The following is a 23,263-nucleotide window of genomic DNA, read 5'->3' as shown; positions in this document are numbered from 1 at the left end:
TCGCCTCATGTTTGCCTACCCCACCGTCCGGATAAGCTTTCTGTTTCTTGCCCTGGCTGTGGCAGGTGTTCTGGTGGCGGACATTGCGATCACCACGGCCAACCCCTGGCAGGATCTCGGCCAGTTCTTTCTCGGCGTTGCCACGCCAAACTTTTTCAGTACAGAAGGGCTGATGACGGCGCTTCTGCGCACCGTCGCCTTCGCGTTTGTCGGAGTAACGCTGGGCAGCATCTGCGGATTTCTGCTGGCCCTGGTTTACCGCTCCCTTCCGGTCCGGGTGTTCTGCGCTTTTATCCGCGCCATCCACGAGCTTTTCTGGGCGCTGATTTTTTTACAGTTTTTTGGTTTTCACCCACTGACCGGCGTGCTGGCCATCGCGATCCCCTACGCCGGTATCTTTGCCAAAGTCTATTCGGAAATACTGGACGAAGCAGACCCGGAGCCCGCGCGCCTGCTGCCACCCGGAACATCGTCCCTGGCCGCTTTTCTCTACGCCCGCATCCCGGATTGCTGGGTCCAGATGAGAACCTACACCGCTTACCGCCTGGAGTGTGGCCTGCGATCGTCGGCTATCCTGGGCTTTGTCGGGCTGCCAACCCTGGGGTTTTATCTGGAATCGTCGTTTTCTCAGGGCCTGTATTCCGATGCCGGTGCCATGCTGATCCTGTTTTACCTGCTGATTGCCACCATGCCACTGTGGGTTCGGCCCAAACTGCTGCCTTTCTATATTCTCGCGGCACCGTTTTTTCTTGGCGAAGGCCTGCCCATTGTCTGGGGTAATGTGGAGCGTTTTTTCACAGAAGACATCATTCCGTCGCCTATCCGCAGCGGAGAGGGCCTGGCGGCATTCACGCATTGGTTCGGCGATGTCATGGTTACCGAAGCGCTGCCCGGCATCTGGAATACCGTAGTGCTTACCCAGATCGCACTGGTGGCCACCGGCATCCTGGCTCTTCTGGCCTTCCCACTGATCTCAAGCCACTTCGGAGGGCCAGTCCGGCGCACCTCCGGCCATGTATTTCTGGTTATTGCGCGATCCACCCCGGAATACATTCTGGCCTACATTCTGCTGCAGCTCTGGGGGCCATCCATGTTGCCCGCGGTGGTCGCGCTGGCTCTCCATAATGGCGGCATCATTGGGCATCTGATCGGGCGGCAGACCAACAGCCTGAAACTTCGGCCAGATGCGCCCAAGGGGCTTTCCCGCTACAGCTGGGAGCTGGTGCCCCGGGTTTACCGCTCTTTTCTGGCGTTTCTGTTTTACCGCTGGGAAATTATCATGCGGGAAACCGCCATCCTCGGGATTCTCGGCATCTACACCCTGGGCTTCTACGTCGACAGCGCCATCCAGAACATCCAGTTTGACCGCGCCATGATTCTGATCCTGATTACTGCACTTCTGAACATTGGTATCGACGCTCTGGGGCGGCTCATCCGCAGAAAACTCGCGCTTCAGACAATGCCGAGCTGCTGACCACTGGGACAAGCATCACAGTTTTCAACCGAAACCCCGACCTTATCGGCATTTTGAGGCTTGCCCCCTGCCCTCCACGTTACACACAGTTACAATCAGCACCTTTATTACCTGCATAATTCGAGGAGACGCAACCGATGGTCCATGGATTGGTGACCGCCACCGAAGTGGGGCTACTGACTTTGCTGGCGCTATTGGCTGCCCGAATGGTGAGCCTGTCCAGATCGGACCTGTTGGTGCCGGCCTCCGCAGACAACGTTACCGGGCAGAAAGCAACACGTTCCGGCGTGTCTCAAGGCATTGCGCCCCCGGATCGCACCGAATTGTTTTCTCAGCTTCACATTCTGGCCGGGTTGCAGGAACGGGACTGCCGGGTAAATGGGCTGATTCTGACCGACGCACCGCAAGCGGTGCAGACCTACGCCGCCGCCTGGCTGTATGGTGCAAGCTGTGCGCTCAGCCCCAAGCCTGTTCGCCACTCCGAAGCGCTGGCTGGCATGGCTGCCGGGATCGTGAGCCGGAAAACAGGCATTCGGCAAGCTGAAGCGCTGCAGGCCATCTCCACGCTGACTCAGAGCAGTGTACTGCTCGCCTGTTATCGGGCGGGATTGGAAGGTGCGGAATTCTGGCAGGCCAATCGACACGTTCCGGCCTGCTCAGCTCTTTACGAGGTGGTCACCAGCAACGCTTTTATCTAGCAGCTTCCAGTTGCCAGTCGGTTCCCAGGGTGATGATTTCCTTCGCGGATTCGTCAGTAACGGAGGTTCCGGTGATGACCGGCTTGGTGAATTCGCCGTCGTCGGTGTAGGCCATGGAGTCTACATCCACCGCCCGGACCACCCAGGACTGGCCCTGCGAGGTCACCGTTGTGCGGTGAGTCAGCCCAAAAACAAAACGGCAATAGTCGAGTTTGAGCTGCAGAAGATCCTGCTCGGCCTTGCGGATCTTCCGCAGGAGGACTTTCTGAACACTTTCTCCGTAATCCATCACTTTTCCCTGTAATTTATTACTATTTTTGGGATTTTAACTACTTTTCGGCATGAAAGACCAGTGTCCACGGTACATTTTCGATCACCTTCTGGCCATCCTGAAGATCAATACGCCACACCATATCGGCTCCCGTGGTGCAAAACGGTGCCGTAAACGTGGCCTGGTACCGAAGGGGTTCCTGGCGTTCCATGGGGACCGGATACTCCCCCATGTACATGGATTGCCCTTTTAACACCGCGAGAAACCGGTCCGGCGCCTTCGGAACGGTGATTCCCAGCTGATACTCCATGCCCTGATCCCCGGCTTCCATGCGTTCAAGCACCACCTGCCAGAGACCGTTGTCCGCCTCCCAGGTACAGGGGCCCGAAAGAAGATCGCATTCGGGCTGGCTCTCGGCCTGGCTGGCATCGTCGAACCACTGCGGGCCGAACACCCACAACGCGATGGCAACAACCACTCCCCCAAGAACACCGATGGCTCGTAACATACCTTGCCCCACAACCTGACTGAAGGGGGCATTATGGGGATAAATCCCGACATAGCAAAGGTTTCTAAACGGCTGCCAGCATGAGAAAATACGCGGCTTTCTGGTTTACCTTCAACAGAACAGGAAACAGCCGTGCAACCGGACATATCCGTAAAGCACCTGAACAAAATCTACGAAGATGGTTTTCAGGCGCTGAAGAACGTGAGCCTGGAGATCTATCCCGGCGAGATTTTTGCCCTGCTGGGGCCTAACGGTGCCGGCAAGACCACCCTGATTTCCATCATCTGCGGTATCGTCAATAAAGGCGACGGCGAGGTAACAGCCGCCGGCTATGACATCGTCAGGCAATACCGCAAAGCCCGTGAGGCCATCGGCCTGGTACCGCAGGAACTGAACACCGATTCCTTCGAGACAGTCTGGGATGCCGTGTCTTTCAGCCGGGGCCTGTTCGGCAAGCCGCCCAAGCCGGCTCACATTGAAAAAGTCCTGAAAGACCTTTCCCTGTGGGACAAACGCAATAACAGGATCATGTCGCTGTCTGGCGGTATGAAGCGCCGGGTCATGATCGCCAAGGCCCTCTCCCATGAACCGAGAATTCTGTTCCTGGACGAACCCACCGCCGGCGTGGACGTTGAATTGCGACGCGACATGTGGGAAATGGTGCGCAAGCTCCGGGAAAACGGCACCACCATTATTCTGACCACACACTACATTGAAGAAGCCGAAGAAATGGCTGATCGTATCGGGGTTATCCGCCAGGGCGAAATCATCCTGGTGGAGGATAAAGATCGCCTGATGTCGAAACTCGGCAAAAAGGAACTCCGGCTGCAGCTTCAGCACAAGATGGACAAACTGCCCGGCGAACTGACGCTGGAGCCCATCGAACTGTCGGAAGACGGCTATGAGCTGATCTACACCTTCGATTCACAGCAGCAACAGGCCGGGGTTGCCCGCCTGCTTCGCACGCTGGGTGAGCTGGATATTGAATATCGGGATCTGCGCACCCGGGAAAGCTCCTTGGAAGAGATATTCGTGGGCCTGGTGCATGAGTAACCACCCGCACGAACGGAGAGATTGATGAATCTTTACGGCGTCAAAGCAATCTACAAATTCGAAATGGCCCGCATGAAACGCACAGTCATGCAGAGTGTACTCTCGCCCGTCATTTCCACCTGCCTGTACTTCGTGGTGTTTGGCTCGGCCATCGGGTCGCGCATGGGTGACATCGACAACATCAGCTACGGGGCCTACATCATTCCCGGCCTGATGATGCTCTCGCTGCTGATGCAGAGCATTTCCAACGCCTCCTTTGGCATCTACATGCCGAAGTTCTCGGGCACCATCTATGAGGTTCTGTCGGCCCCCGTCTCCTATCTCGAAATTGTGCTGGGTTATGTTGGCGCCGCCACCACCAAGGCGGTGATTCTTGGCCTGATCATTCTGGCCACGGCCAGGTTTTTCGTGGACTATTCCATCCTCCATCCCTTCTGGATGCTCTCGTTTCTGGTGCTCACAGCGGTAACCTTCAGCCTGTTCGGGTTCATTATCGGCATATGGGCCGATGGGTTTGAGAAACTCCAGATCGTCCCGATGATGATCGTCACTCCTCTGGTCTTTCTTGGTGGCACGTTCTATTCCATCGACATGCTGCCGGAGGTCTGGCAAACCATCAGCTTGTTTAACCCGGTGGTTTATCTGATCAGCGGCTTCCGATGGGCTTTCTACGGCGTATCCGATGTCCATGTCGGCATCAGCGTGGGTATGACCCTGATCTTCCTGACCATGTGTATGACCGCGGTGTGGTGGATTTTCAAAACCGGCTACCGGCTCCGCTCATGATCACCCGGGCACTGATCGTGTTTGCTACAGCGGCACTGACTGGCTGTGGCCTGGCAGACGCCAAAGGCCCGGAGCACCTGCCGGTCTCGCAGGGCTGTTTTGTAGCCGCCTCCGGGCAGCATCCTGTGGTACTGGAGGTCGCCAGTCAGAGCAGCGACCGGCAAAAGGGGCTCATGGGGCGGGAAGCACTGGCAGAGAACGCTGGCATGCTGTTCACCTACGGCTATGAGCGAACGTCAGAGCAAGGGTTCTGGATGTATAAAACCCTTTTGCCGCTGGACATTGCGTTTCTCGATCAGCAAGGCGTGATCGTCAATATTCGTGAAATGCATCCCTGCGCGTCATCGCGCAGCGGCGATTGCCCCAGCTACCCTGCGGGAGCTTCATACTGGAGTGCCGTGGAAATGAACGCCGGGTATTTTGCCGACCATGGAATTATCACCGGAGATCGCCTGATCCTGAACCAGGCGACCGCCTGCACCGACTGATTACTCGTGCTTCCAGGTGGGATCACGCTTATCCAGGAAGGCGGAAATACCTTCCTGCGCATCGTTGGCCTGAACATTACCGGCCATTACCTCGGCGGTATAGTCGTAGGCCTGATCCAACGGCATCTCCAACTGCCGATAGAACGCTTCCTTTCCGATTCTCAACGTGTGGCCCGACTTGCCTGCGATGGTGGCGGCCATTCTGTAGACGGTCTCATCCAGGGCTTCGGCCTCAACCGCCCGGTTAATCAGCCCCATCTGCTCGGCACGAGCGGCATCAATCAGCTCCCCGGTCAGCAGCATTTCCATGGCGTGTTTACGGGTGACATTCCGGGACAACGCCACCATTGGCGTTGAACAGAACAAACCAATGTTCACACCCGGGGTCGCAAACCTTGCCCCCTGCTCTGCCACCGCCAGGTCACAACTGGCCACAAGCTGGCACCCGGCCGCTGTCGCAACACCGGCTACCCGCGCAATAACCGGTTTGGGAAGATTGACGATTTGTTGCATGACCTTGCTGCACTGCTGAAACAACCGAAGCTGAAAATCATGGCTGCCAAACTGCTCCCGCATTTCCCGCAGATCGTGGCCAGCACAGAACACATTACCCGCTGCCGCAAGCACCACCACCCGGGTTTCATCATCCGCGGCAATCCGGGTGAACACGTCTGAAAGTGCTTCGAGCATGGCCATAGACAGGCTGTTCCGGCGTTCCGGATGATTCAGCGTAACCGTGGTTACCCCGTTCTCGGTGCGTACCCGCACCAGAGTTTCAGATGCCATCGTCATACAACGTCCCCTTATTTGCCTTAACTGTTTTTGTAGGAAAGTCAGTATTCCCAACCTAACCGGATGTGTCGAACCGACCTTAGGCCAATTGTTGCAATCTGCCTGAATGCCCTCAGGGTAACAGTAAAGCCGATAAAAAGGAGGCGCCTGTGTTCCGCTCAACCTTGCTGAAAGCGCTCGTTGGCATTGCCATTATCGCGGGGGCCATTCTCGTGATCCTGAAAGACGATCCCGCCGTCCCAACGGGTGATATCAACCGAATCCAGCCATTGCCAGAGCAAAGTAACCCGGACCGATAGTTTGCACTCGGCCTGTCGATGTTTTTTACAACTTTCCCGATCCGGGCGTCATCCATCCAAAAGATGACGCCTGTTTCACTTTGTAAAAAGGGCGTTTTTTCATTTCGGGCATTCTAGTTGCTGTTATTGATCGGTCGCTCAAGGGTTCCCCCATGAGCGCCTTCTAACAACCAACAAAGCCCATAGGGAGAGTCCCCCCATGATCAAAAACACAATGATTGCCAGCGCCGCAGTGGCCCTGTTCGCCGCAGGCTCTGCGCAGGCCGCCCTGATTGAATTGACCAGTGTGACCGGCACCTGGACCACCACCAACCCCTCCGCGCCGACAGTCACTGGCGGAGGCACTAACGAAATCCGCTGGGGCACCCCGGCCAACATTCAGAACCAGCAAAGCGGTTACCGGTTTGATGGCTCTGCTCCCCCCACCGCCACTGTAACCGAAAACGTGGATTTCAATCTGGGCACCTTCACCCATTTCAACTGGCCCATTACCGGCACAGCCCTGAGCTCGGCCGAACTCACCGTTCAGACCGATCTGATGATCGACGGCATCAGTGAAACGGTCTCATCCGTCTTCGAGTTCCAGCACCTGGAAACCCCGAACGGCAGCAACCCCTGTGCCGATGGCGGTGCCAACGGCGTTGGTGTTAACGTTAACGGTTGCGCAGACAGAGTCACCTTCTCACTGAACGTGGGAGCCTCCGACTCTTTCCTGATTGACGGGGTGAATTACTTTGTCGATATCTCCGGATTCTTCTTCGGTGGCGCCCTCGCCAGCGAATTCTGGACCAAGGAATACTTCGACAACACCGCCACGCTGAAAGGTGTGATCACCTCCCGGGTTGCATCCGTACCGGAACCTTCAACCCTGGCCCTGCTTGGCCTTGGGCTGATCGGTTTTGGCGTTCGTAAGCGGATGGTAAAAGCGGGCTGAGTGGCCCTTTGATGAAAATCCGTACCTAGGGATGGGTTCGGTTTTTTAGGGGCTTTAGCCCGGCAAGCGGAAGCAGCTTAAAACTCCCCCCGCTCATGGCGCTCGGCAATGCCCTTGAACACATCCAGCAAGCCCTGATCAAACAGCCATGGGTCGCCCATTTCAAACATTTGGCACCAGTTGTCGCTGGTCCGGATGGTGGTATGAGCATAACGATTCAGGTTGTCCAGGGAATAACCAGGAATCCCCTTCAGCACGCTGCCGTATTGCGCGCCCCGGGTGACACCCAACATTTCTCCATCCACCTCTTCCTCAACGGTAATCGCGCCCCGTGGCACCGCCTTAGGGTGATCCGGGTGAAGAAAGAAACGCGCGATGGTGTCCACAAACCATCGGGCCGCGCCAAGGGGGTATTCGTATTGTTCTGTCACAAATTCGCCTGGATCATCTTCATCAAGCTGAACCAACTCTTTGCTAACTAGCAACAAATGTTTGTCCGTAACAAAAAAGTCCCACGGGATATCCCCACGATCTTTATCGGTACCATGAGCAATCTTGGCATAACCTTCTGGTGGGTTCTCCGGGTCGATGATCGGCCACTCAGGCAGTTTCGGGTAAGCCATTACTCAACTCCTAAATTAATCGGTTTCAGGTCCACCAACTCAACCCACTGGGGGCCTCCATCCATGCCCATCATCTGCCGGAAGGTTTGGGGGCTCTTGTGCAAGCTGAAGGCTTCCACAGCTCCGAATACAGGGCGCTGCCCTGTCGCTCTGGTCATTTCGGTGAGACCGTTGCCTGTAAAATACTAATTTGCTCCGGTGTTCTTCTGAATGCTAAAACGGGTTTCAAAGACCTTAACCTCAGACAAGTCGAGCCCCACATCAGATAGGAAAGCTTCTTCGTACTTCTGATTGAACGTGTCGTACCAGCCATCGTCTCCGTTATCTTTCCAGGTGCCCCACGCTGCCGAGAGCCCATCCAGTAAACGCTTGCCCGGATGGGTAACCTCATTAAGGCCCGCAACGAATTCAAAAAGACTGACACCCGCGTCGTACGCACCTTGAAACAACGCGTCTGCGCTCGAGACAGGCTTCTGATACCAAGGCAGCGCCTCGTACTCTTGCGCCCGGGCTTCGGCGTCCTTTCGTTCCCGGGCCAGCAATTCGCCCAGCCCTTCCTGAATCGCTTTACGCTCACGGCGCACCGCATCATCGTCGGCGTCTGGCGCTAACCATACGGTGGCGTGCCAGTGCGCAAGCCCCTCCACAGAGGCTTTGCCCTGAGCATCCAGCTTGCCGTTAACTATGCCCCCATCCGTCCACACCTGATAAGGCAGATGGGCAACCCCGGTGCCATCGGGCCACTGGTAATGAATGCTGAGGCCGTACTCTCCGGAAATGAGCGCCCCCTCTACCACAGGCTCCGGGGTATAGGTTCGCTCGCGTGCGCTGGGGACCAGCGCTATCACTATAGGGAGCCGAAGGACCAACGCCCCGGGCGGTTGGCCAGTTATTCTGCAATTTACGGCGCAAGATGTCGGGTAAATCGGGGCGCAAGCGTTCCGGGCTGAATGCAGAAGTATGGAGTGCGCCGATTTCTGGCGCCTGAAACAAGCCTTGGGGTGCTTTTTCCCTACTCCCCAAAACCATGTGTCCCACCTGCAGTTGGTAGAGAAGGTCCTGTAGCTCGCTGGTATTGAGGTCCGGCGCACTGGCCAGCGGGATATCTGGTGCAAAATCAATGGGAGCGCCACGATACCCGAACTGAAAATAGTTGCGGGCAATGGTGACGGCTTCAGAGGGGTGAAACAATGAGGGAAGAATTGCTTCCGTAAACCCCTCCCCACCGGTGAGGTAGATCTGGTAGGACATTGTTCTTTTTTCCTTGTCCGTTGTTCATCAATCCATTTGATGCCCGAGCGATGTTAGTGGCTTGCGCGCAGGCTGACAAGCGCAAAAGACTCATACACCACGTGTTTAAATTTGCTTGGTTTGAAGAACATCAGATTCAGGAAAATGGCTGGGGTTTGATCAGGATCACCGGCGAATATCTGGACAGCCCGGTTAACCAGTATGGCGAACCCGCTAAAGGCAAGCTGTTTGGCCTGTTCGATCAAGGCCGGTATTGGATCGCGCGAACACTGCGATGGGAGATCAAGCGACTGAAAAAGGCAGAACCCGAGATTAATCCCGGTTCCTCCTGGCTGGACCGCCTGAAGCAGTTAACCCAGGTGCGGGAGCCGACAGAAGCGGAAATCGCCAAATTGCCCGACGCCCCCGCTTATGTCTGGGAGAAGCTGAGTGGTGAGGTTCACCGGCCACCTTGGAGTTCTGTTAATAACTGTACTGCCGAATGTTCAAGCCAGTTGAGAAAGAAAGCTTCCAAAGCTGAGAAAATTTCAGATACTTTCAAACTAATTAAGTCGAAAACTGATGATAGTACTTCAAAAAATGAAGTAACCGAATTTCCATTAGATTGGTATGAATCAAACGCTAGCCAGAGGCTATAAAGAACTGCTACCCAAAATGTACCACGAGCCAATTTATCAACGTTTCGAATTTTCTCCTCGGCTTTTGTAATCTTGCTAGTTAATTTATCTTGGTTCTGTTGAGCACTTTCATAAACTTCATGCCCCTCGCTCAACGATTTATATTTCTTAAAAGAGGTATCTATTTGCCACTTTAAATCCTCAAAAGTACCACGTAAAATTTCATTGGCCGTAGTAACCAGGTGTTTTACCATCCAAACGCCAATCAGGATTAAAAATATTTCGATAAGACCTTTGGATCTGACCAAGGCTCCCATTGCAATCAGAGCCCCCGGAATCGTGAGCGCTTTATTCTGACTACTAGAAATAAAGTCCATTAATTTTGAATTAAACTCCAAACTTCTCTGATCTATCTCACTAAGAAGCTTGCTAACAGAAAAATTATGGACATAAAGATCATATTGCTCTTTGTATTTTCTTTTTAATTCTTCAAAATTGTTTAGTAAAAAAAACAACCCCTCTTGACCATGTTCGCCCTCAAGCATTTTGACAATGGATCGCCGCATTACTTCATTGCGTTCTTTTTGGTGAGGGTCGTCATGACACAAGTTCGCTTTTATCGACAAAATAGCCTCTAAAGAAAGCGGGATCTTCGACAGTGTTACAACTTCTTCATAGGATATCGCAAGGCTTATCCGAAGCTTAATGGGTTCCTCTTTGTCATGAACAAAAAACAGCGAAGTATTCTCAGCTTCGATTTGGTGATCGGACAACTCAACAATCAAACTCCGAAACTCAATAGTCGCCTTGCTTGCTGTAATCAACGGTGGAGTATCGTCATCGATAGACGAAACTCCCAAGTCGACGATGTAGTAGTGAGTGTCTAGTTGAGTTGCTCGACTGTTTTTGTCCCACCAAGCTTTGGCATTCTTATATATAGGAGGAAGTTCATCCCAGCGATCTGCGTTAAGCGTAAAGTAAAGCTCACCATCCTTACTCCTTGTCTCATCTAGATAACCAGCAGAAGAGAGAACTGTATCTATACTGGCTTTATCGTCAGATGACCTCAAAAAAACAAAAGTATCAGATTCAACGCGGACAGTATCCGCGCTACATAACAACTGAATCAGTGGTAGGTAATCAAAATTTGACACGAGCATTTCAATTCTTCAAACCCGCGATCTTTAATATAAGTTCCTTATTTTCAATATCAATAGGGAACATCAAATATTCGCCATCACTAGAAACCTTAACTGGTTTTCCAGAATTCATGCTGCCGATCGAATTCTTATTTACTTCAGCCTCATAACCCTTGCTTCCGTCTTTGAGCGTGATCCTGCCAGACTTTTTAGCTTGATAGTTAGTCGGAGAGAACCAGGGGCTAACTGGGTATTCGTTATCATTGACGAAAGCAGAAAACACACCCTTTGAGCTGTCACCTTCTGGCAAAACGGTATCAACGCGCTCTTGTACTAATTTAATGCTAAGAGGCTCGGTTTTACGTGAGTAGGAGAGTAAAAGATCTTCGACGCCAGTCCGGAGGTCCTCGGCTACCTTTATGTCAATATTTTTTGCCTCAATAAAGTCTTCTAAAGCCTTTTGAATGGCATCAACGCTTGTGGAGTTGTCGGCACTGATATCACACCCAATAGCGGTCTTAAAGAACTCGCTTTTTGAATTCCCCTCTATAAACCTTAAATACGCTTTCCCATCATTATTGGGAAAGCAAACAGACATCAGATTTAAGTCCACAGAGGCAGCCTGCTTGATTGCTGTCGTGTCAATGAGTTCCAATTTCTCTGGTCTAAGGTCATCATCGAAATCGAACATGCCCTTTTTATCCAAAAACACGATCAGTAACTTGCCAAAATCGTCTTCTTCGTGAGTTTTATAATGCATGATAACGACGTTGCCGCCGGCCATAGAGGGGCCCCTAGCCTCTTCAGCAGCAGTACTCAAACTCACCATTATCGAATCAGAGAAGCTTACAAACTCTTTCTTTGCGGTCGATTCGGGTGCTTCGAAATACTTTTTTAATTCCTTCGGAATCGACTTCGAATACTTTGAAAAATACCCAAAATGTTTATTTTTTCGGCGAAACCGTTTCTCGATCTCAATAATAAAATCAAGAGAAATTTGGTCAGTGACATCCCAAAGCTTGCCAAGTGATTTTTTGAATAAAGCACCTGCAGGAGTTTTCTGTTTTTCTAGTAAGCCAGTAACTGCAAAAATAGGCGTAAGCTTATATTTATTCAGCTTCTGTTCCGCAATGTCACCATCAGTTTCAGGGTTATTTTCAGCCGTGCTGGCAGTTTTTTGACTAACGGTATTCTCCATAGGTAGCCTCATCCTGTGGCAAATGGGAAAGAAGGCAAGCCTTCGCAATAGCTTGGTAGGAATGTGTATGATTTATAGCGATAAATCAACCTAGCCAAGCCAGCATTGGCGAAAGTTCGCGAGAGGCCTTTTTAGTGCCGACTGGAAACCTACAAGCTGCCGATTGTCTACATTTAGGAGCAGCTTCTTCTAGCCCAATGCGTGACCGGCTATAACCTATTGAAAAATATGGTGCCCGGAGCCGGAATCGAACCGGCACGGCCTTACGGCCGAGAGATTTTAAGTCTCTTGTGTCTACCAATTTCACCATCCGGGCATCGGAGGGGAGATTATTGAAGGGCGGAATTGTATAAGGGCCGGTGGCGTAACGCAATTCCGATTCTGCATTGTGTGTTTTGGCACCCACTACCCCTTATCTGGCTTGATTGCCCTGCCCTTGTACACGTAGCCCGCAATTTTAGGTGATTTCGGAATGTAGAGGTTTTCCAGCGTCTGAATTTCGAACCCGGCTTCCTTAATCAGATCGGCAATTTGCCGGTTCAGATGGCAACCGCCGGCCAGTTTTCGCCAGCCGGGGGTAATGCGGTGCTGCCATTTGCGCGTGGCCTCGTCTGGTGATTCACCATGTTCAAGAAACAGGAGGCTGCCGCCCGGGCGGAGTACGCGTTTCATCTGAAGCAGGGCCGCGTGCCAGTCTGGGATGGTGCAAAGCGTGAAGGTAAGCAGCACGGTATCCACGCTATTGTCTTCCAGCGGAATCTTTTCGCCAGGCAGGTCTAGCCACTCCACGGGAATGCCACTGCGCTGGAGGTTGGCCTGGGCTTTTCGCCGCATGCCTGCCGAGGGCTCAAGCCCGTAGATCCGCTTTACGATGCTCGGGTCGTAGAAGTCCAGATTAATAGCTGAGCCCATCCCCACTTCCAAAACCGTCCCTCGGGCTTCCGGCACTACCTGGCTCCGAAGCTTCATTACCTGCCCCATGGAGCAGGCCTTATCTATGATATGGGGTAGAATCCGGTCCTCGTAAAAGCTCATTTCGCTCACCGTCATTGTTTTATATCAAGGGGTGCGACAAACTGCCCTATCGTAATCTGCTACGTTTTTAGTAGCATCGTAATCATCTGCCGGTAATAACAACATAACAAGATCACCTAAGGCAGCGGCTGAACGGGTGCGCTGGCCCCGTTTGTTATGACTTGTGAGAGTTACCGGAGGTTCCTGTGGAACTCGATCCCCTCATCCTATCGCGAATTCAGTTCGCGTTTGTCGTGTCATTTCACGCCATTTTCCCTGTGTTTACCATCGGGCTCGCGTCTTACATCGCGGTACTTGAAGGCCTGGCCTTCAAAACCCGTAATCCGGTGTGGACCAAGCTGTCCGGTTTCTGGACCAAAGTCTTCGCGGTGGTCTTTGGCATGGGTGTGGTCTCTGGCATTGTGATGTCGTTTCAGTTTGGTACAAACTGGAGTGCGTTTTCACAGGCCTCGGCCAACTTCCTTGGGCCAATCCTGAGCTATGAGGTGATCACGGCCTTCTTCCTGGAGGCGGCGTTCCTGGGGGTGTTGCTGTTTGGCAGGGATAAGGTGCCCGCCGGGGTTCACCTGTTTGCCGCCATTATGGTTGCCACGGGTACCTTTATTTCCTCGTTCTGGATTCTGGCGGCAAATAGCTGGATGCAGACCCCCGCAGGCTTTGAGCTTCGTGACGGCATCTTCCACGTGGTGTCCTGGAGTGATGCCATCTTCAATCCCTCCTTCCCGTTCCGCTTCATGCATATGGCTCTTGCGTCGTTCCTGACTGGCGGCTTTGTGGTGGCCGGGGTCAGTGCCTGGTATCTGCTGCGCGGCCGTGAGGTAGAGGCAAACCGTAAGGCGCTGTCTATGTGCCTGTGGCTGCTTTTGATCATTGCTCCGGCTCAGTTGGTGGTTGGGGATTTCCACGGCCTGAATACTATGGAGCACCAACCGGTAAAAGTGGCAGCGATGGAAGGTAACTGGGAAACGTCCCGCAACGTGCCGCTGCTGCTGTTTGCCATTCCCGATCAGGAAAACCAGACCAACCATTTCGAAATCGGGATTCCAAGCCTGGCAAGCCTCATCCTTACCCATGAATGGGATGGTGAGGTCCCGGGCCTGAATGAAGTGGCGGTTGAAGAGCAGCCGCCTGTGGCCATTGTGTTCTGGTCATTCCGGGTGATGGTTGGCCTTGGCATGTTGATGATTCTGTTCGCGATTACCGGTCTGGTGCTGCGTTCCGGGGGGCGCCTCTATAAGGCCCGCTGGTACCTGCAGGGGCTGCGTTTCATGAGCATTGCGCCCTTCTTCGCAGTACTGACCGGATGGTTTGTGACCGAGGTTGGCCGGGCCCCGTGGCTGGTTTATGGCCTGATGACCCAGGCTGAATCGGTGACGCCTTCCCTCACCGGCGGCATGGCCTTGTTCACCTTGATTGGTTATATCCTGGTGTATGCGGCGGTGTTCTCAGCCGGTGTCTACTACCTGATGCGCGTTTTGTACGTTGGGCTGGAAGATGCTGATGACGAAGAGCATGCGTCAGACCGCCCTGCCCGCCCGCTTTCCGCCGCGCACGTGCCGTTTGAAATCGAATCCGGCCAGAGCGGTGTACATCAGGCAAAACCCATGAATGACGGAGGGCACTGACTATGGAACTGTTTGATCTCGCCCTTATCTGGGCATTTATTATTGGCTTCGGCATCATCATGTATGTGCTGATGGACGGTTTCGACCTGGGAGTGGGCCTCCTGTTCCCGTTTGCCCCGTCGGAAGACGACCGGGACACCATGATGAACTCGGTTGCCCCCGTCTGGGACGGCAACGAGACCTGGCTGGTGCTGGGCGGTGCCGGGCTGCTGGCTGCTTTTCCAATGGTGTACACCATTGTGCTTCCGGCCCTGTACATTGGTGTATTCCTGTTGCTGGCTGGCCTGATTTTCCGGGGCGTTGCCTTTGAGTTCCGCTTCAAGGCGCGGACGTCCCGCTATCTCTGGAACTGGTCGTTCGCGGGTGGTTCCACCATCGCGGCGTTTGCCCAGGGCGCGGTGGTTGGCGCATATATTCAAGGCTTCAATACCGTTGATGGTGTGTATGTGGGCGGTGCTCTGGACTGGCTCACGCCGTTCACCATTCTCACCGGCCTGGGCATGCTGGCAGGCTATGCCTTGCTGGGCTCTACATGGCTCATCATGAAAACCGAGGGGCACCTTCAGGCATGGGCTTATCGGATTACAACGCCTTTGCTGATTGCGGTACTCGTGGTGTTCGGAATCATCAGCGTGTGGACGCCGTTTGTGGACGACACGGTGCGTGAACGCTGGTTCTCCAATCTGAGCGTAATCTGGATTCTGCCCGCAGTGACTCTGCTGTGCGCTTTCCAGATCTGGCGCTCGGTTCGCAACCGGTTTGAAGGCATGCCGTTCGTTGCCACCATGGGGCTGTTCATTACGACCTACCTCGGGCTTGTGGTTAGCAAATGGCCGTATGTGGTGCCACCCAACTACACACTTTGGGATGCGGCATCTGCCTACGAATCACAGCTATTCCTGCTGCTCGGCCTGTTGTTCGTTATCCCCATTGTGTTGGTCTACACCGCGTGGACCTATTGGGTGTTCCGCGGCAAAGTCCGCGCGGGAGAGGGATACCACTAAGTGGCTGATCCCGCCCGTGCCAAGGTCAATCGCTGGCTATCAGGCCTTGCCCGCAATAGCCAGCGCTGGATAACCGCTACCGTTCTGGCGGGCGCACTGGCCGGGGCCGCAACCATCGCACAGATGGTGTTGCTGGCCTGGCTGGTGCACCAGGGAGTGATTGATAAGGTGCCGGTTTCGGACCTCACGCCCGGCTTCATCGCGTTGCTGGGCGTGCTAGTGCTTAGGGCCATGGGCCAGGGCCTCCAGGCCCGGTTTGCAGCCCGATGCAGTGAGCAGGTCCGGCGCGACGCCCGTCGGCAATTGCACCAGCACTGGAATGCTGCCGGCCCGGTGGCGCTTGCCGACACATCGGCCGCCTCCCTGGCCAGAGAGTGGCTGGACCATGTCGACGCCCTGCATGGGTACTTTGCCCGGTTCCGGCCACAGATGATGCTGTCTGTGGTGATTCCACTGGCCATTCTCGCTGTTGTGTTTTCCCTGGATTGGCTGGCGGGTATTTTTCTGGTGCTTTCCGCTCCCCTGATCCCGGTGTTCATGGCTCTGGTTGGCATGGGCGCGGAAAAGCTGAATCAGCAACATTTTGAAATCGTCAGTCGGCTGTCGGGACAGTTTCTGGACAAGGTCCGGGGGCTGACCACGCTCCAGCTTTTCGGCCAGACCGGGTATGCCAGCCGCACTCTGGAAGCCCGGTCCGACCAATACCGGCACATTACGATGAAAACCCTGAAAGTCGCCTTTCTGTCGTCTGCGGTATTGGAGTTCTTTGCTTCGGTGGCCATCGCGGTATTGGCGATCTACATCGGCTTCGGCCTGCTCGGCTATATCGAATTTGGCCCCAGTGATGAGCTGACTCTATTCAGTGGCTTATTAATTCTTTTGCTTGCCCCCGAATTCTTCCAGCCGCTACGCACGCTGTCCCAGCATTATCACGACCGTGCAGCCGCCCTGGGTGCCGCCGCTGAACTTCTGGCTCGGCTGGAGCAACCGGTCGGCGAAACGGCAGCTTCTGAGGCTTTTGATACAGCCCCGGAAGACGCCCTCTGCCTGAAGGGCGTCAGCGTGCGTTACGGAAACGGGCCAGCGCTTTTTGAGGATTTGAGCCTGTCCATTGGCTCTGGGCAGGTTGTGGCGCTCACCGGTCCGTCCGGGGGCGGAAAATCCACTTTATTACACATGCTGGCAGGGTTTATTGCCCCCAGCCAAGGCTCCGTTATGGTGTTCGGCGAAGCCCCCGGGCAACAGCCTTTTGGCTGGCTGGGCCAGCGCGGGTTCTGGAGCCAGGGGACCTGGGCGGATAACCTGCGGCTGACCACCCCGGAGGCTTCCGATATCGCCATTGAAACCGCGTTGAGGCAAGTTGGTCTCGGAGAGCTGATCGACAGCCGCGCTGAAGGCATTCACAGCCGTATCGCCGAAGATGGTCAGGGGCTGTCGGGCGGGCAGGCCCGACGCCTCAGTCTTGCCCGGATTTTCCTGGCGGATTATTCCCTCATCCTGCTTGATGAGCCCACCGCTGGCCTGGATGCGACCAGCGAGGTGTTCATTCTGGAGGCCCTGCGCAAACTGAGTGAATCCGGCAAAACACTGGTGTTTTCTACCCATCACCAGGCGTTGCTGACGCTCGCAGACCGGGTGTTGATTGTGAACAACGGTGAGGTGCGAGATGCCTGAACTTCGCCCCTGGCTGAAGCTGATCTTTCAACGCAAAGGCCGCCTCACGGTGGGTGCTGGTTTATTGTTAGGCACCCTGCTTTCGGGCATTGCGCTTCTGGCGTTGTCAGGCTGGTTTCTCACCAAGACCGCACTGGTAGGCTTGTTGCTGGCTGCGGGGGTTGCGGCTTACATTAACCTCTATGTGCCGGGAAGCGGCATTCGGTTTTTCGCGGTCTCCCGCACGGTCTTCCGATACCTTGAGCGGGTGTTTAACCACAACACCGTTTTGCAGTTACTGACCGACATCCGCGTGGCGTTCTTCAACCGGCTGGCAGCCAGCCCAAGAACTCAGCGAGGTGCCCGTTCCGGTGCCCAGTGGCTGTCGCGTCTGACCGCCGATGTGGACGCACTCGACACGCTGTACCTGCGGCTGATCGCACCCGCTGCCCTGGCTGGCGTGGTAACTCTGCTGTTGGCGGGGATGGCCTGGATATTGTTCGATGGCACCACGGCCATGATGTTGCTGGTGCTGCTCTCTTTGGCTTTGATGACAGCCACCTGGCTGGTGTATCGGCGCACGCTGGTGGCCTCTGGCCAGGTCAGCGATCAACAGGAGCAGCTCAGGGCCGAGTTGATTGAACACCTGGAGGGCTACGCTGAGCTCACAGCCGCTGGCCGAACCGGAAAACAGACCGCACTGCTGATGCGGCGGGGCCTGGAGCTCTCACGACTTCAGGCAAAAATCGACACGCGTGCCGGGTGGCATCAGGCCATCTCACACTTTCTGATCAACGTAGCTGCAGTTCTTGCGCTTTGGCTGGGTTTTCAGCTTTTTTCGGGGGGGCTGGTTTCCGGCCCGGTGCTGGTGCTGCTGCCCATAGCCCTGCTAGGTCTGGCTGAAGTCTACGCGATGCTGCCGGAGGCATTCAGCAAACTCGGCGCCACCCGCGCCGCCGCCCAGCGCCTGAATGCCGACAGCAACCCCATACACGATGATTCCGTCAGCCAGAAACCGGGCTTCAATGTACCAGCGCCAATCGCGCTGTCTGCGAGGGAAATCACAGCTGGCTATCCCGGGTATTCACCGTTACTGAGCCACTTTACGCTGGAACTCAACCATGGCGACACCATCGGTATTGTTGGTGTCTCAGGCAGCGGTAAATCTACCCTGGCCGATACGCTGGCCGGACTCCTTCCCCCCGTTCGAGGCACCGTGCAATCGGCAGGCTGCGCCTATCTCACCCAGGCAACGGTGGTTTTTGAGGATACCGTGAAAGCAAATCTTCTGCTGGCCAACCCCTCGGCCGAAGACCGTGAACTCTGGCGGGTTCTCGAACTGGTAGAACTGGCCGACCGGTTTTCCCGCGAAGCCGACGGGCTCGAAACGTGGCTAGGCAGTTCGGGCAACCGTCTGTCTGGCGGAGAAGCTCGTCGGCTGGTGCTGGCGAGAACGCTGCTGAGCCCTGCCCCGGTCATCATTCTGGACGAGCCGTTTACCGGGGTGGACGAGGCAACCCGTCAACGGATTTCTCCCCACATCAGCCACTGGCTGGAGGGGCGCACCGTGGTTTGCCTCGGGCATGGGCCGGAAGCACTGCTGGCATCCGGCCACACACTGCATCTGGGCTGACTCAGCGGGTTTCTACCACCTCGAAGGTGAGGCCCGCGTTCGCCTGAAGTCGTTCCAGCAGTTTGCCATTTAAAGCAGAGGCCGGGGTCCAGAAGCCACCTGCTACGTCGTCTTTGAGGTCAAATGCCAGGCATAGACCGGCTTCGCCCAGCATTTTGGCGGTGGAGCCATACCCCGGGTCCCGGTCGCCTGTCACTTTGGTGATCATGGTTTTGCCATCATCGGTGCGGCCCACGAAACGGATGTCGTAGAAGCCGTTTTGCTGGTCTTCCGGGCTAGGACCTTCACCTGGCTGAGGTACCAGTTTCTCCAGCACCCAACGGGTCGGTTTGATGGCCGACGCGGTAAAGAACGCGCCAAGCGCCGCCACCATCCCATAGGCCGACAGCCTGCCTTTGGCGCCCTTGCCTGTCATGATGGCCTCATCGTAGGTAAATTCCTTGCCATACCGGGCGCCCTGTAACGCGTTGGAGCGATGCACCACCCGGGTGTTAATGGCCCCCATCACAAACGGCGCCAGCCAGGCGTTGAAATACTTGTCGAATTCCGCAGACTTAATGCTGGGTTGGCGTTTGGCCGAGCGGTGCTCTGGCGGACAGATGGAGAATGGGTTGGCCAGTTCCTTTCGCAGTTTCGGATTCGCGCCAACTTCTTTGGCGATGTTGATCATGGAGGCGACGGTCCCGCCAGAAAGCCCGCCCTTGGCGACCTTCACTCGCATTCTTACGTCCTGGCAGGGTTTTCCGAAAGTGGCTTCTGCCTGTTGCTGAAGAAACCAGACCCCCATGTCGGAAGGGATGGAATCAAACCCGCAGCAGTGAACGATCCGTGCGCCGGATTTTCGGGCACTTTCTTCATAGCGCTCGATCATGCGGCGTATCCACTGCACCTCGCCGGTCAGATCGCAGTAATCCGTGCCTGTCTCCGCGCAGACCTTCACCAGAGTTTCGCCAAACAACGCGTAAGGCCCAACGGTTGAGATTACCACTCGGGTCTGGTTACACAGGTCCGTAAGTGCCGCTTCATCTGAGGCATCAGCGAGAATAACCGGCAATTCGGCGGCGGCACTGCCCAGGTCTGACTTGAGCTGGTTCAGTTTGACTTCAGACCGGCCGGCAATGGCCCACTTCAGCCCCTGGGCGGCCTCGTTGTCTACCAGGTATCGGGCCAGAATCTGACCGACGAAACTGGTGGCGCCAAACACGACAAGATCATAGTTCGCAGCGTTGGAGTCTGTCATTTCTGATCCTTTTTCAAACAAATGTATGACTGGATGGTAACAGGTTTTCCAAGCCTTGCGACTTTCCCCCGTGGTCCCGGGTGGGCGTCGGGCCGGCCAATCGTTTGTTCTCTGTTGTGCGTCACACTCTGCTTATTCCCGAAAGGAGGAGCCGCCGTTGACGATTTTTTTAACCTTGACCAGCCTGATGCTGTTGGCATGCGCCGCCCTGCTGTTCTGGCAGGTAATTGAGCAGCGCCGGATGATCGGCCGGATGCTGGAGAGCGAGAATATCAGCGAAACGGCCCGCGATCCGGAACTGATTCTTACGTTGCGGGTCCGGGACCCGATTGCCCTGGCGAAACGGGAATCTCGCACCGGCCGGGTGCTGGCAGACCGGCTCCCCGTTATGGCCCGAAAGATGGTGTATCAGGAGGTCATGAAGGAACTGGAGCGAGAACTGGAGGAGCGGGAGATTGACGTTGATATGCACATTGAGTATCGCTGACCGGAGCCTGGGATGCCTGCACTGACATTCGCCGCTTTGGGGTTGCTGGCCACCGCCGGGCTCCTGACGGCTGCCGCACAGGTCGCCAGCCACAATCGGCGCAACCTGAGGATACTGAACGCCCACCGGATCGGTGCTCTGAGTGCCATCCAGAAAAGCCGTATGGATCTATTGGAAGTGCGCAACCGGGCCAGGCTTCTGGAAGATACAGTTGCCGGGGGAGCAACGGCGGTTGAAAAGGTTCACAGGGCCATCGCCAATACCACGTTCGGCCTGATCGATCTGTTTTCGCGGGATGACGGGTTCCGGGACAGTGCCCGCCGCGTTCAGGAGTCCCACCAGCAGAAAAGTGAGCAGGTTTATAAGGCGGTCAGGACCACCAACCGGGCGCTTCATATCCTCGCCGACACCCTGATCATCAGCAAAGCTGAGAAACGCATGGTCTCAAAAACAAAGAAAGCGCCCTGAGGCGCCTTCTTCGCAGAGAACATCCGAAAGTTACAGAACTTTCTTCAGTTCCTCTTCCAGCTGCGGTACCGCTTCGAACAGGTCTGCAACCAGTCCGTAGTCGGCCACCTGGAAGATCGGGGCTTCTTCGTCCTTGTTGATCGCAACGATCACCTTGGAATCAGACATGCCCGCCAGGTGCTGGATGGCACCGGAGATACCAACCGCAACGTACAGCTGCGGAGCAACGATCTTACCGGTCTGACCAACCTGCATGTCGTTCGGTACAAAGCCGGCATCAACGGCAGCACGGGAAGCGCCAACTGCAGCGCCCATCAGGTCGGCAACCTGCTCCAGCATTTTGAAGTTGTCGCCGTTCTGCATGCCGCGACCACCTGAAATAACGATACCGGCAGAAGCCAGGTCCGGACGGTCAGACTGGGCTTTTTCTTCCCCAACGAAGGAAGACAGGCCGGCGTCTTTAACCACGTCCAGCTGTTCTACAGAAGCAGAAGCAGAACCACCTTCAGCAGCCACCGGATCGAAGCCTGTCGGGCGAACCGTGACTACCTTGATGCTGTCGTTTGCCTTAACGGTCGCAATGGCGTTACCTGCGTAGATCGGACGCACGAAGGTGTCTTCAGATTCAACGCGGATAATGTCAGAAACCTGGGCAACGTCCAGCAGCGCAGCAACACGCGGCATGAAGTCTTTACCCGTGGTGCCGGCAGAGGTCAGGATATGGCTGTAACCCTTGCCTACTTCAGCAACCAGCTCAGACAGGTTTTCTGCCAGGAAGTGACCGTAAGCGGCGTTGTCGGCAACCAGTACCTTGTTCACGCCTTCTGCCTTGGCAGCGGCTTCAGCGACGGCGCCTACGTTCTCACCGGCAACCAGCACGTCGATGTCGCCACCGATGGCCTTGGCAGCCGCTACAACGTTCAGAGTAGCCTGTTTCAGGCTGCTGTTGTCGTGTTCAGCAATTACCAGGATGCTCATTTAGATCACCTTCGCTTCGTTCTTCAGTTTATCCACCAGCTCAGCTACGTCAGCCACCTTGATACCAGCCTGGCGTGCAGCCGGGGCTTCGACCTTCAGGGTGGACAGGCGTGCGGCAACGTCAACGCCCAGATCGGCCGGAGACACGGAGTCCAGCGGCTTTTTCTTGGCTTTCATGATGTTCGGCAGAGAAGCGTAGCGCGGCTCGTTCAGACGCAGGTCTGTGGTAACAACCGCCGGCAGGTTCAGAGCAACAGTCATCAGACCGCCGTCTACTTCGCGGGTTACGTTAACCTTGTCACCATCAACAACCACTTCAGAGGCGAAGGTGCCCTGGCCCATGCCAGTCAGAGCAGCCAGCATCTGGCCAGTCTGGTTGTTGTCGGAATCGATGGACTGCTTGCCAAGAATAACCAGCTTCGGCTCTTCTTTCTCAACAACAGCCTTCAGCAGCTTGGCCGCTTCGAGGGACTGAACTTCTTCGTCAGTCTCAATGTGGATACCACGGTCAGCACCCAGGGCCAGAGCGGTACGGATTTGCTCCTGAGCGGCCTTCGGGCCAATGGAGACAACCACGATTTCACTGGCAACGCCCTTCTCTTTCAGACGAACCGCTTCTTCAACTGCGATTTCGCAGAACGGGTTCATTGCCATCTTGACGTTGGCGAGGTCAACACCGGTGTTGTCCGGCTTGACGCGCACCTTCACGTTGTAGTCGATAACTCGTTTTACAGCGACCAGAACCTTCATAGATTCCTCGTTCTTCTACGATGGGTTTAATGAGTCTTCACAGTCAAAGGACCGGGTTGACCCGACCTGACAATGAGACGATACTAAAAATCGACTCAAAACACACGATATTTCGGTGTATACGTACAATGCCAAAGGTTAGTGCAGATTTCAAACAAACGTTTGTTTGAAACTACAAATGCGTTATCCTTTTGGGACAAAGAGCCGTAATTAGCGGCTTCGGGCTGTCGTCTATACGCATTTTTACCGGTATGATGGC

24 protein-coding genes and 1 tRNA gene are annotated in these 23,263 nt (G+C 55.1%); 13 read left to right on the top strand and 12 right to left on the bottom strand.

All coding sequences use genetic code 11. The annotated features are described in order from the left end of the window. Positions 1-7 precede the first annotated feature (7 nt). Positions 8-1,474, top strand: a complete 1,467-nt coding sequence (locus tag K325_RS0106555) for a PhnE/PtxC family ABC transporter permease (protein WP_029653468.1) — start codon at positions 8-10, stop codon at positions 1,472-1,474. 137 nt (positions 1,475-1,611) lie between these two features. After that, positions 1,612-2,172: a hypothetical protein gene (locus tag K325_RS0106550; RefSeq protein WP_029653467.1), complete on the top strand. Its 561-nt coding sequence runs from the start codon at positions 1,612-1,614 to the stop codon at positions 2,170-2,172. On the opposite strand, the gene K325_RS0106545 is transcribed toward K325_RS0106550, so the two are convergent. Further along, positions 2,165-2,461: a hypothetical protein gene (locus K325_RS0106545; protein ID WP_029653466.1), complete on the bottom strand. Its 297-nt coding sequence runs from the start codon at positions 2,459-2,461 to the stop codon at positions 2,165-2,167. The two genes, K325_RS0106550 and K325_RS0106545, sit on opposite strands and share 8 nt — an antisense overlap. Before the next feature lie 40 nt (positions 2,462-2,501). Beyond that, positions 2,502-2,951 (bottom strand): hypothetical protein, encoded by a 450-nt coding sequence (locus K325_RS0106540; RefSeq protein WP_029653465.1) that lies wholly within the window; start codon positions 2,949-2,951, stop codon positions 2,502-2,504. Positions 2,952-3,083: 132 nt separating this feature from the next. Between K325_RS0106540 and K325_RS0106535 the strand changes: the two genes are divergently transcribed. Genes K325_RS0106535 through K325_RS0106525 form a run of 3 tightly spaced genes read left to right on the top strand, consistent with a single transcriptional unit; the run spans position 3,084 to position 5,278 of the window. Continuing rightward, a complete protein-coding gene (locus K325_RS0106535) occupies positions 3,084-4,004 on the top strand; it encodes an ABC transporter ATP-binding protein (protein ID WP_029653464.1) in 921 nt (306 codons plus the stop codon). 24 nt (positions 4,005-4,028) lie between these two features. Then, positions 4,029-4,790: an ABC transporter permease gene (locus tag K325_RS0106530; RefSeq protein ID WP_029653463.1), complete on the top strand. Its 762-nt coding sequence runs from the start codon at positions 4,029-4,031 to the stop codon at positions 4,788-4,790. After that, on the top strand, positions 4,787-5,278 hold the full coding sequence (locus K325_RS0106525) for a DUF192 domain-containing protein (RefSeq protein ID WP_029653462.1): 492 nt from the start codon (positions 4,787-4,789) through the stop codon (positions 5,276-5,278). Before K325_RS0106530 ends, K325_RS0106525 begins: the two co-directional genes overlap by 4 nt. Here K325_RS0106525 and K325_RS0106520 read toward each other — a convergent pair whose 3' ends face one another. After that, positions 5,279-6,070 (bottom strand): enoyl-CoA hydratase, encoded by a 792-nt coding sequence (locus K325_RS0106520; protein WP_029653461.1) that lies wholly within the window; start codon positions 6,068-6,070, stop codon positions 5,279-5,281. A 149-nt stretch (positions 6,071-6,219) separates the two neighbouring features. Here K325_RS0106520 and K325_RS18670 point away from each other — a divergent pair, with 149 nt between their 5' ends. Both K325_RS18670 and K325_RS0106510 read left to right on the top strand, forming a co-directional pair. Further along, the gene (locus K325_RS18670; protein ID WP_169441767.1) at positions 6,220-6,369 is read left to right on the top strand and encodes a hypothetical protein; all 150 of its coding nucleotides are present in this window, start codon (positions 6,220-6,222) and stop codon (positions 6,367-6,369) included. Between the two features lie 199 nt (positions 6,370-6,568). After that, the gene (locus tag K325_RS0106510; protein ID WP_029653460.1) at positions 6,569-7,303 is read left to right on the top strand and encodes a THxN family PEP-CTERM protein; all 735 of its coding nucleotides are present in this window, start codon (positions 6,569-6,571) and stop codon (positions 7,301-7,303) included. A 77-nt stretch (positions 7,304-7,380) separates the two neighbouring features. Here the strand turns inward: K325_RS0106510 and K325_RS18235 are convergent, their stop codons facing one another. From K325_RS18235 to K325_RS0106470, 6 genes are all read right to left on the bottom strand, one after another. Next, entirely contained in the window at positions 7,381-7,926 is a 546-nt protein-coding gene (locus tag K325_RS18235; RefSeq protein WP_051146582.1) for a hypothetical protein, read from the bottom strand. A 185-nt stretch (positions 7,927-8,111) separates the two neighbouring features. Beyond that, a complete protein-coding gene (locus K325_RS0106495) occupies positions 8,112-8,774 on the bottom strand; it encodes a hypothetical protein (protein WP_156836575.1) in 663 nt (220 codons plus the stop codon). An 842-nt stretch (positions 8,775-9,616) separates the two neighbouring features. After that, positions 9,617-10,948, bottom strand: a complete 1,332-nt coding sequence (locus K325_RS0106485) for a hypothetical protein (protein WP_156836574.1) — start codon at positions 10,946-10,948, stop codon at positions 9,617-9,619. A gap of 7 nt (positions 10,949-10,955) precedes the next feature. Further along, positions 10,956-12,131: a nucleoid-associated protein gene (locus K325_RS0106480; RefSeq protein ID WP_029653455.1), complete on the bottom strand. Its 1,176-nt coding sequence runs from the start codon at positions 12,129-12,131 to the stop codon at positions 10,956-10,958. A 229-nt stretch (positions 12,132-12,360) separates the two neighbouring features. Next, positions 12,361-12,447, bottom strand: a tRNA-Leu gene (locus tag K325_RS0106475). A gap of 89 nt (positions 12,448-12,536) precedes the next feature. Then, on the bottom strand, positions 12,537-13,166 hold the full coding sequence (locus tag K325_RS0106470; protein ID WP_029653454.1) for a class I SAM-dependent methyltransferase: 630 nt from the start codon (positions 13,164-13,166) through the stop codon (positions 12,537-12,539). Between the two features lie 185 nt (positions 13,167-13,351). Here K325_RS0106470 and K325_RS0106465 point away from each other — a divergent pair, with 185 nt between their 5' ends. Genes K325_RS0106465 through cydC form a run of 4 tightly spaced genes read left to right on the top strand, consistent with a single transcriptional unit; the run spans position 13,352 to position 19,081 of the window. Further along, positions 13,352-14,791 carry a cytochrome ubiquinol oxidase subunit I gene (locus tag K325_RS0106465; RefSeq protein WP_029653453.1) on the top strand — a complete coding sequence of 480 codons (1,440 nt, stop codon included), beginning with the start codon at positions 13,352-13,354 and terminating at the stop codon, positions 14,789-14,791. Positions 14,792-14,793: 2 nt separating this feature from the next. Continuing rightward, positions 14,794-15,795: a cytochrome d ubiquinol oxidase subunit II gene (cydB, locus tag K325_RS0106460; protein ID WP_029653452.1), complete on the top strand. Its 1,002-nt coding sequence runs from the start codon at positions 14,794-14,796 to the stop codon at positions 15,793-15,795. Next, positions 15,796-17,469: a thiol reductant ABC exporter subunit CydD gene (gene cydD / locus K325_RS0106455; protein WP_029653451.1), complete on the top strand. Its 1,674-nt coding sequence runs from the start codon at positions 15,796-15,798 to the stop codon at positions 17,467-17,469. After that, positions 17,462-19,081, top strand: coding sequence for a thiol reductant ABC exporter subunit CydC (gene cydC / locus K325_RS0106450; protein WP_029653450.1), 1,620 nt, complete (start codon positions 17,462-17,464; stop codon positions 19,079-19,081). The genes cydD and cydC overlap by 8 nt, the downstream gene beginning before the upstream one ends. A 1-nt stretch (position 19,082) precedes the next feature. Here the strand turns inward: cydC and K325_RS0106445 are convergent, their stop codons facing one another. Continuing rightward, entirely contained in the window at positions 19,083-20,321 is a 1,239-nt protein-coding gene (locus K325_RS0106445; protein WP_029653449.1) for a saccharopine dehydrogenase family protein, read from the bottom strand. A gap of 157 nt (positions 20,322-20,478) precedes the next feature. Here K325_RS0106445 and K325_RS0106440 point away from each other — a divergent pair, with 157 nt between their 5' ends. Then, the gene (locus K325_RS0106440; protein WP_036193156.1) at positions 20,479-20,808 is read left to right on the top strand and encodes a hypothetical protein; all 330 of its coding nucleotides are present in this window, start codon (positions 20,479-20,481) and stop codon (positions 20,806-20,808) included. A gap of 12 nt (positions 20,809-20,820) precedes the next feature. Continuing rightward, complete coding sequence (locus tag K325_RS0106435) at positions 20,821-21,276, top strand: hypothetical protein (protein ID WP_029653447.1); 456 nt, start codon at positions 20,821-20,823, stop codon at positions 21,274-21,276. A 30-nt stretch (positions 21,277-21,306) separates the two neighbouring features. Here the strand turns inward: K325_RS0106435 and K325_RS0106430 are convergent, their stop codons facing one another. Then, positions 21,307-22,254 carry an electron transfer flavoprotein subunit alpha/FixB family protein gene (locus tag K325_RS0106430; RefSeq protein ID WP_029653446.1) on the bottom strand — a complete coding sequence of 316 codons (948 nt, stop codon included), beginning with the start codon at positions 22,252-22,254 and terminating at the stop codon, positions 21,307-21,309. Further along, complete coding sequence (locus K325_RS0106425) at positions 22,255-23,004, bottom strand: electron transfer flavoprotein subunit beta/FixA family protein (RefSeq protein WP_029653445.1); 750 nt, start codon at positions 23,002-23,004, stop codon at positions 22,255-22,257. Between the last annotated feature and the right edge of the window lie 259 nt (positions 23,005-23,263).

It is taken from the genome of Marinobacter daepoensis DSM 16072 (assembly GCF_000421165.1).
Lineage (GTDB): Bacteria > Pseudomonadota > Gammaproteobacteria > Pseudomonadales > Oleiphilaceae > Marinobacter > Marinobacter daepoensis.
The sequence above is the reverse complement of the archived record's forward strand: the minus strand, read 5'-3'. Positions and strand labels throughout refer to the sequence as shown.

Coding starts and splice junctions, on each gene's coding strand:
- K325_RS0106550 (WP_029653467.1), top strand. CDS start 1,612: ATGGTCCATGGATTGGTGACCGCCACCGAAGTGGGGCTACTGACTTTG.
- K325_RS0106425 (WP_029653445.1), bottom strand. CDS start 23,004: ATGAAGGTTCTGGTCGCTGTAAAACGAGTTATCGACTACAACGTGAAG.
- K325_RS0106445 (WP_029653449.1), bottom strand. CDS start 20,321: ATGACAGACTCCAACGCTGCGAACTATGATCTTGTCGTGTTTGGCGCC.
- K325_RS18235 (WP_051146582.1), bottom strand. CDS start 7,926: ATGGCTTACCCGAAACTGCCTGAGTGGCCGATCATCGACCCGGAGAAC.
- K325_RS0106470 (WP_029653454.1), bottom strand. CDS start 13,166: ATGAGCTTTTACGAGGACCGGATTCTACCCCATATCATAGATAAGGCC.
- K325_RS0106435 (WP_029653447.1), top strand. CDS start 20,821: ATGCCTGCACTGACATTCGCCGCTTTGGGGTTGCTGGCCACCGCCGGG.
- K325_RS0106430 (WP_029653446.1), bottom strand. CDS start 22,254: ATGAGCATCCTGGTAATTGCTGAACACGACAACAGCAGCCTGAAACAG.
- K325_RS0106520 (WP_029653461.1), bottom strand. CDS start 6,070: ATGACGATGGCATCTGAAACTCTGGTGCGGGTACGCACCGAGAACGGG.
- K325_RS0106540 (WP_029653465.1), bottom strand. CDS start 2,951: ATGTTACGAGCCATCGGTGTTCTTGGGGGAGTGGTTGTTGCCATCGCG.
- K325_RS0106510 (WP_029653460.1), top strand. CDS start 6,569: ATGATCAAAAACACAATGATTGCCAGCGCCGCAGTGGCCCTGTTCGCC.
- K325_RS0106530 (WP_029653463.1), top strand. CDS start 4,029: ATGAATCTTTACGGCGTCAAAGCAATCTACAAATTCGAAATGGCCCGC.
- K325_RS0106480 (WP_029653455.1), bottom strand. CDS start 12,131: ATGGAGAATACCGTTAGTCAAAAAACTGCCAGCACGGCTGAAAATAAC.
- cydC (WP_029653450.1), top strand. CDS start 17,462: ATGCCTGAACTTCGCCCCTGGCTGAAGCTGATCTTTCAACGCAAAGGC.
- K325_RS0106555 (WP_029653468.1), top strand. CDS start 8: ATGTTTGCCTACCCCACCGTCCGGATAAGCTTTCTGTTTCTTGCCCTG.
- K325_RS0106545 (WP_029653466.1), bottom strand. CDS start 2,461: ATGGATTACGGAGAAAGTGTTCAGAAAGTCCTCCTGCGGAAGATCCGC.
- K325_RS0106525 (WP_029653462.1), top strand. CDS start 4,787: ATGATCACCCGGGCACTGATCGTGTTTGCTACAGCGGCACTGACTGGC.
- cydB (WP_029653452.1), top strand. CDS start 14,794: ATGGAACTGTTTGATCTCGCCCTTATCTGGGCATTTATTATTGGCTTC.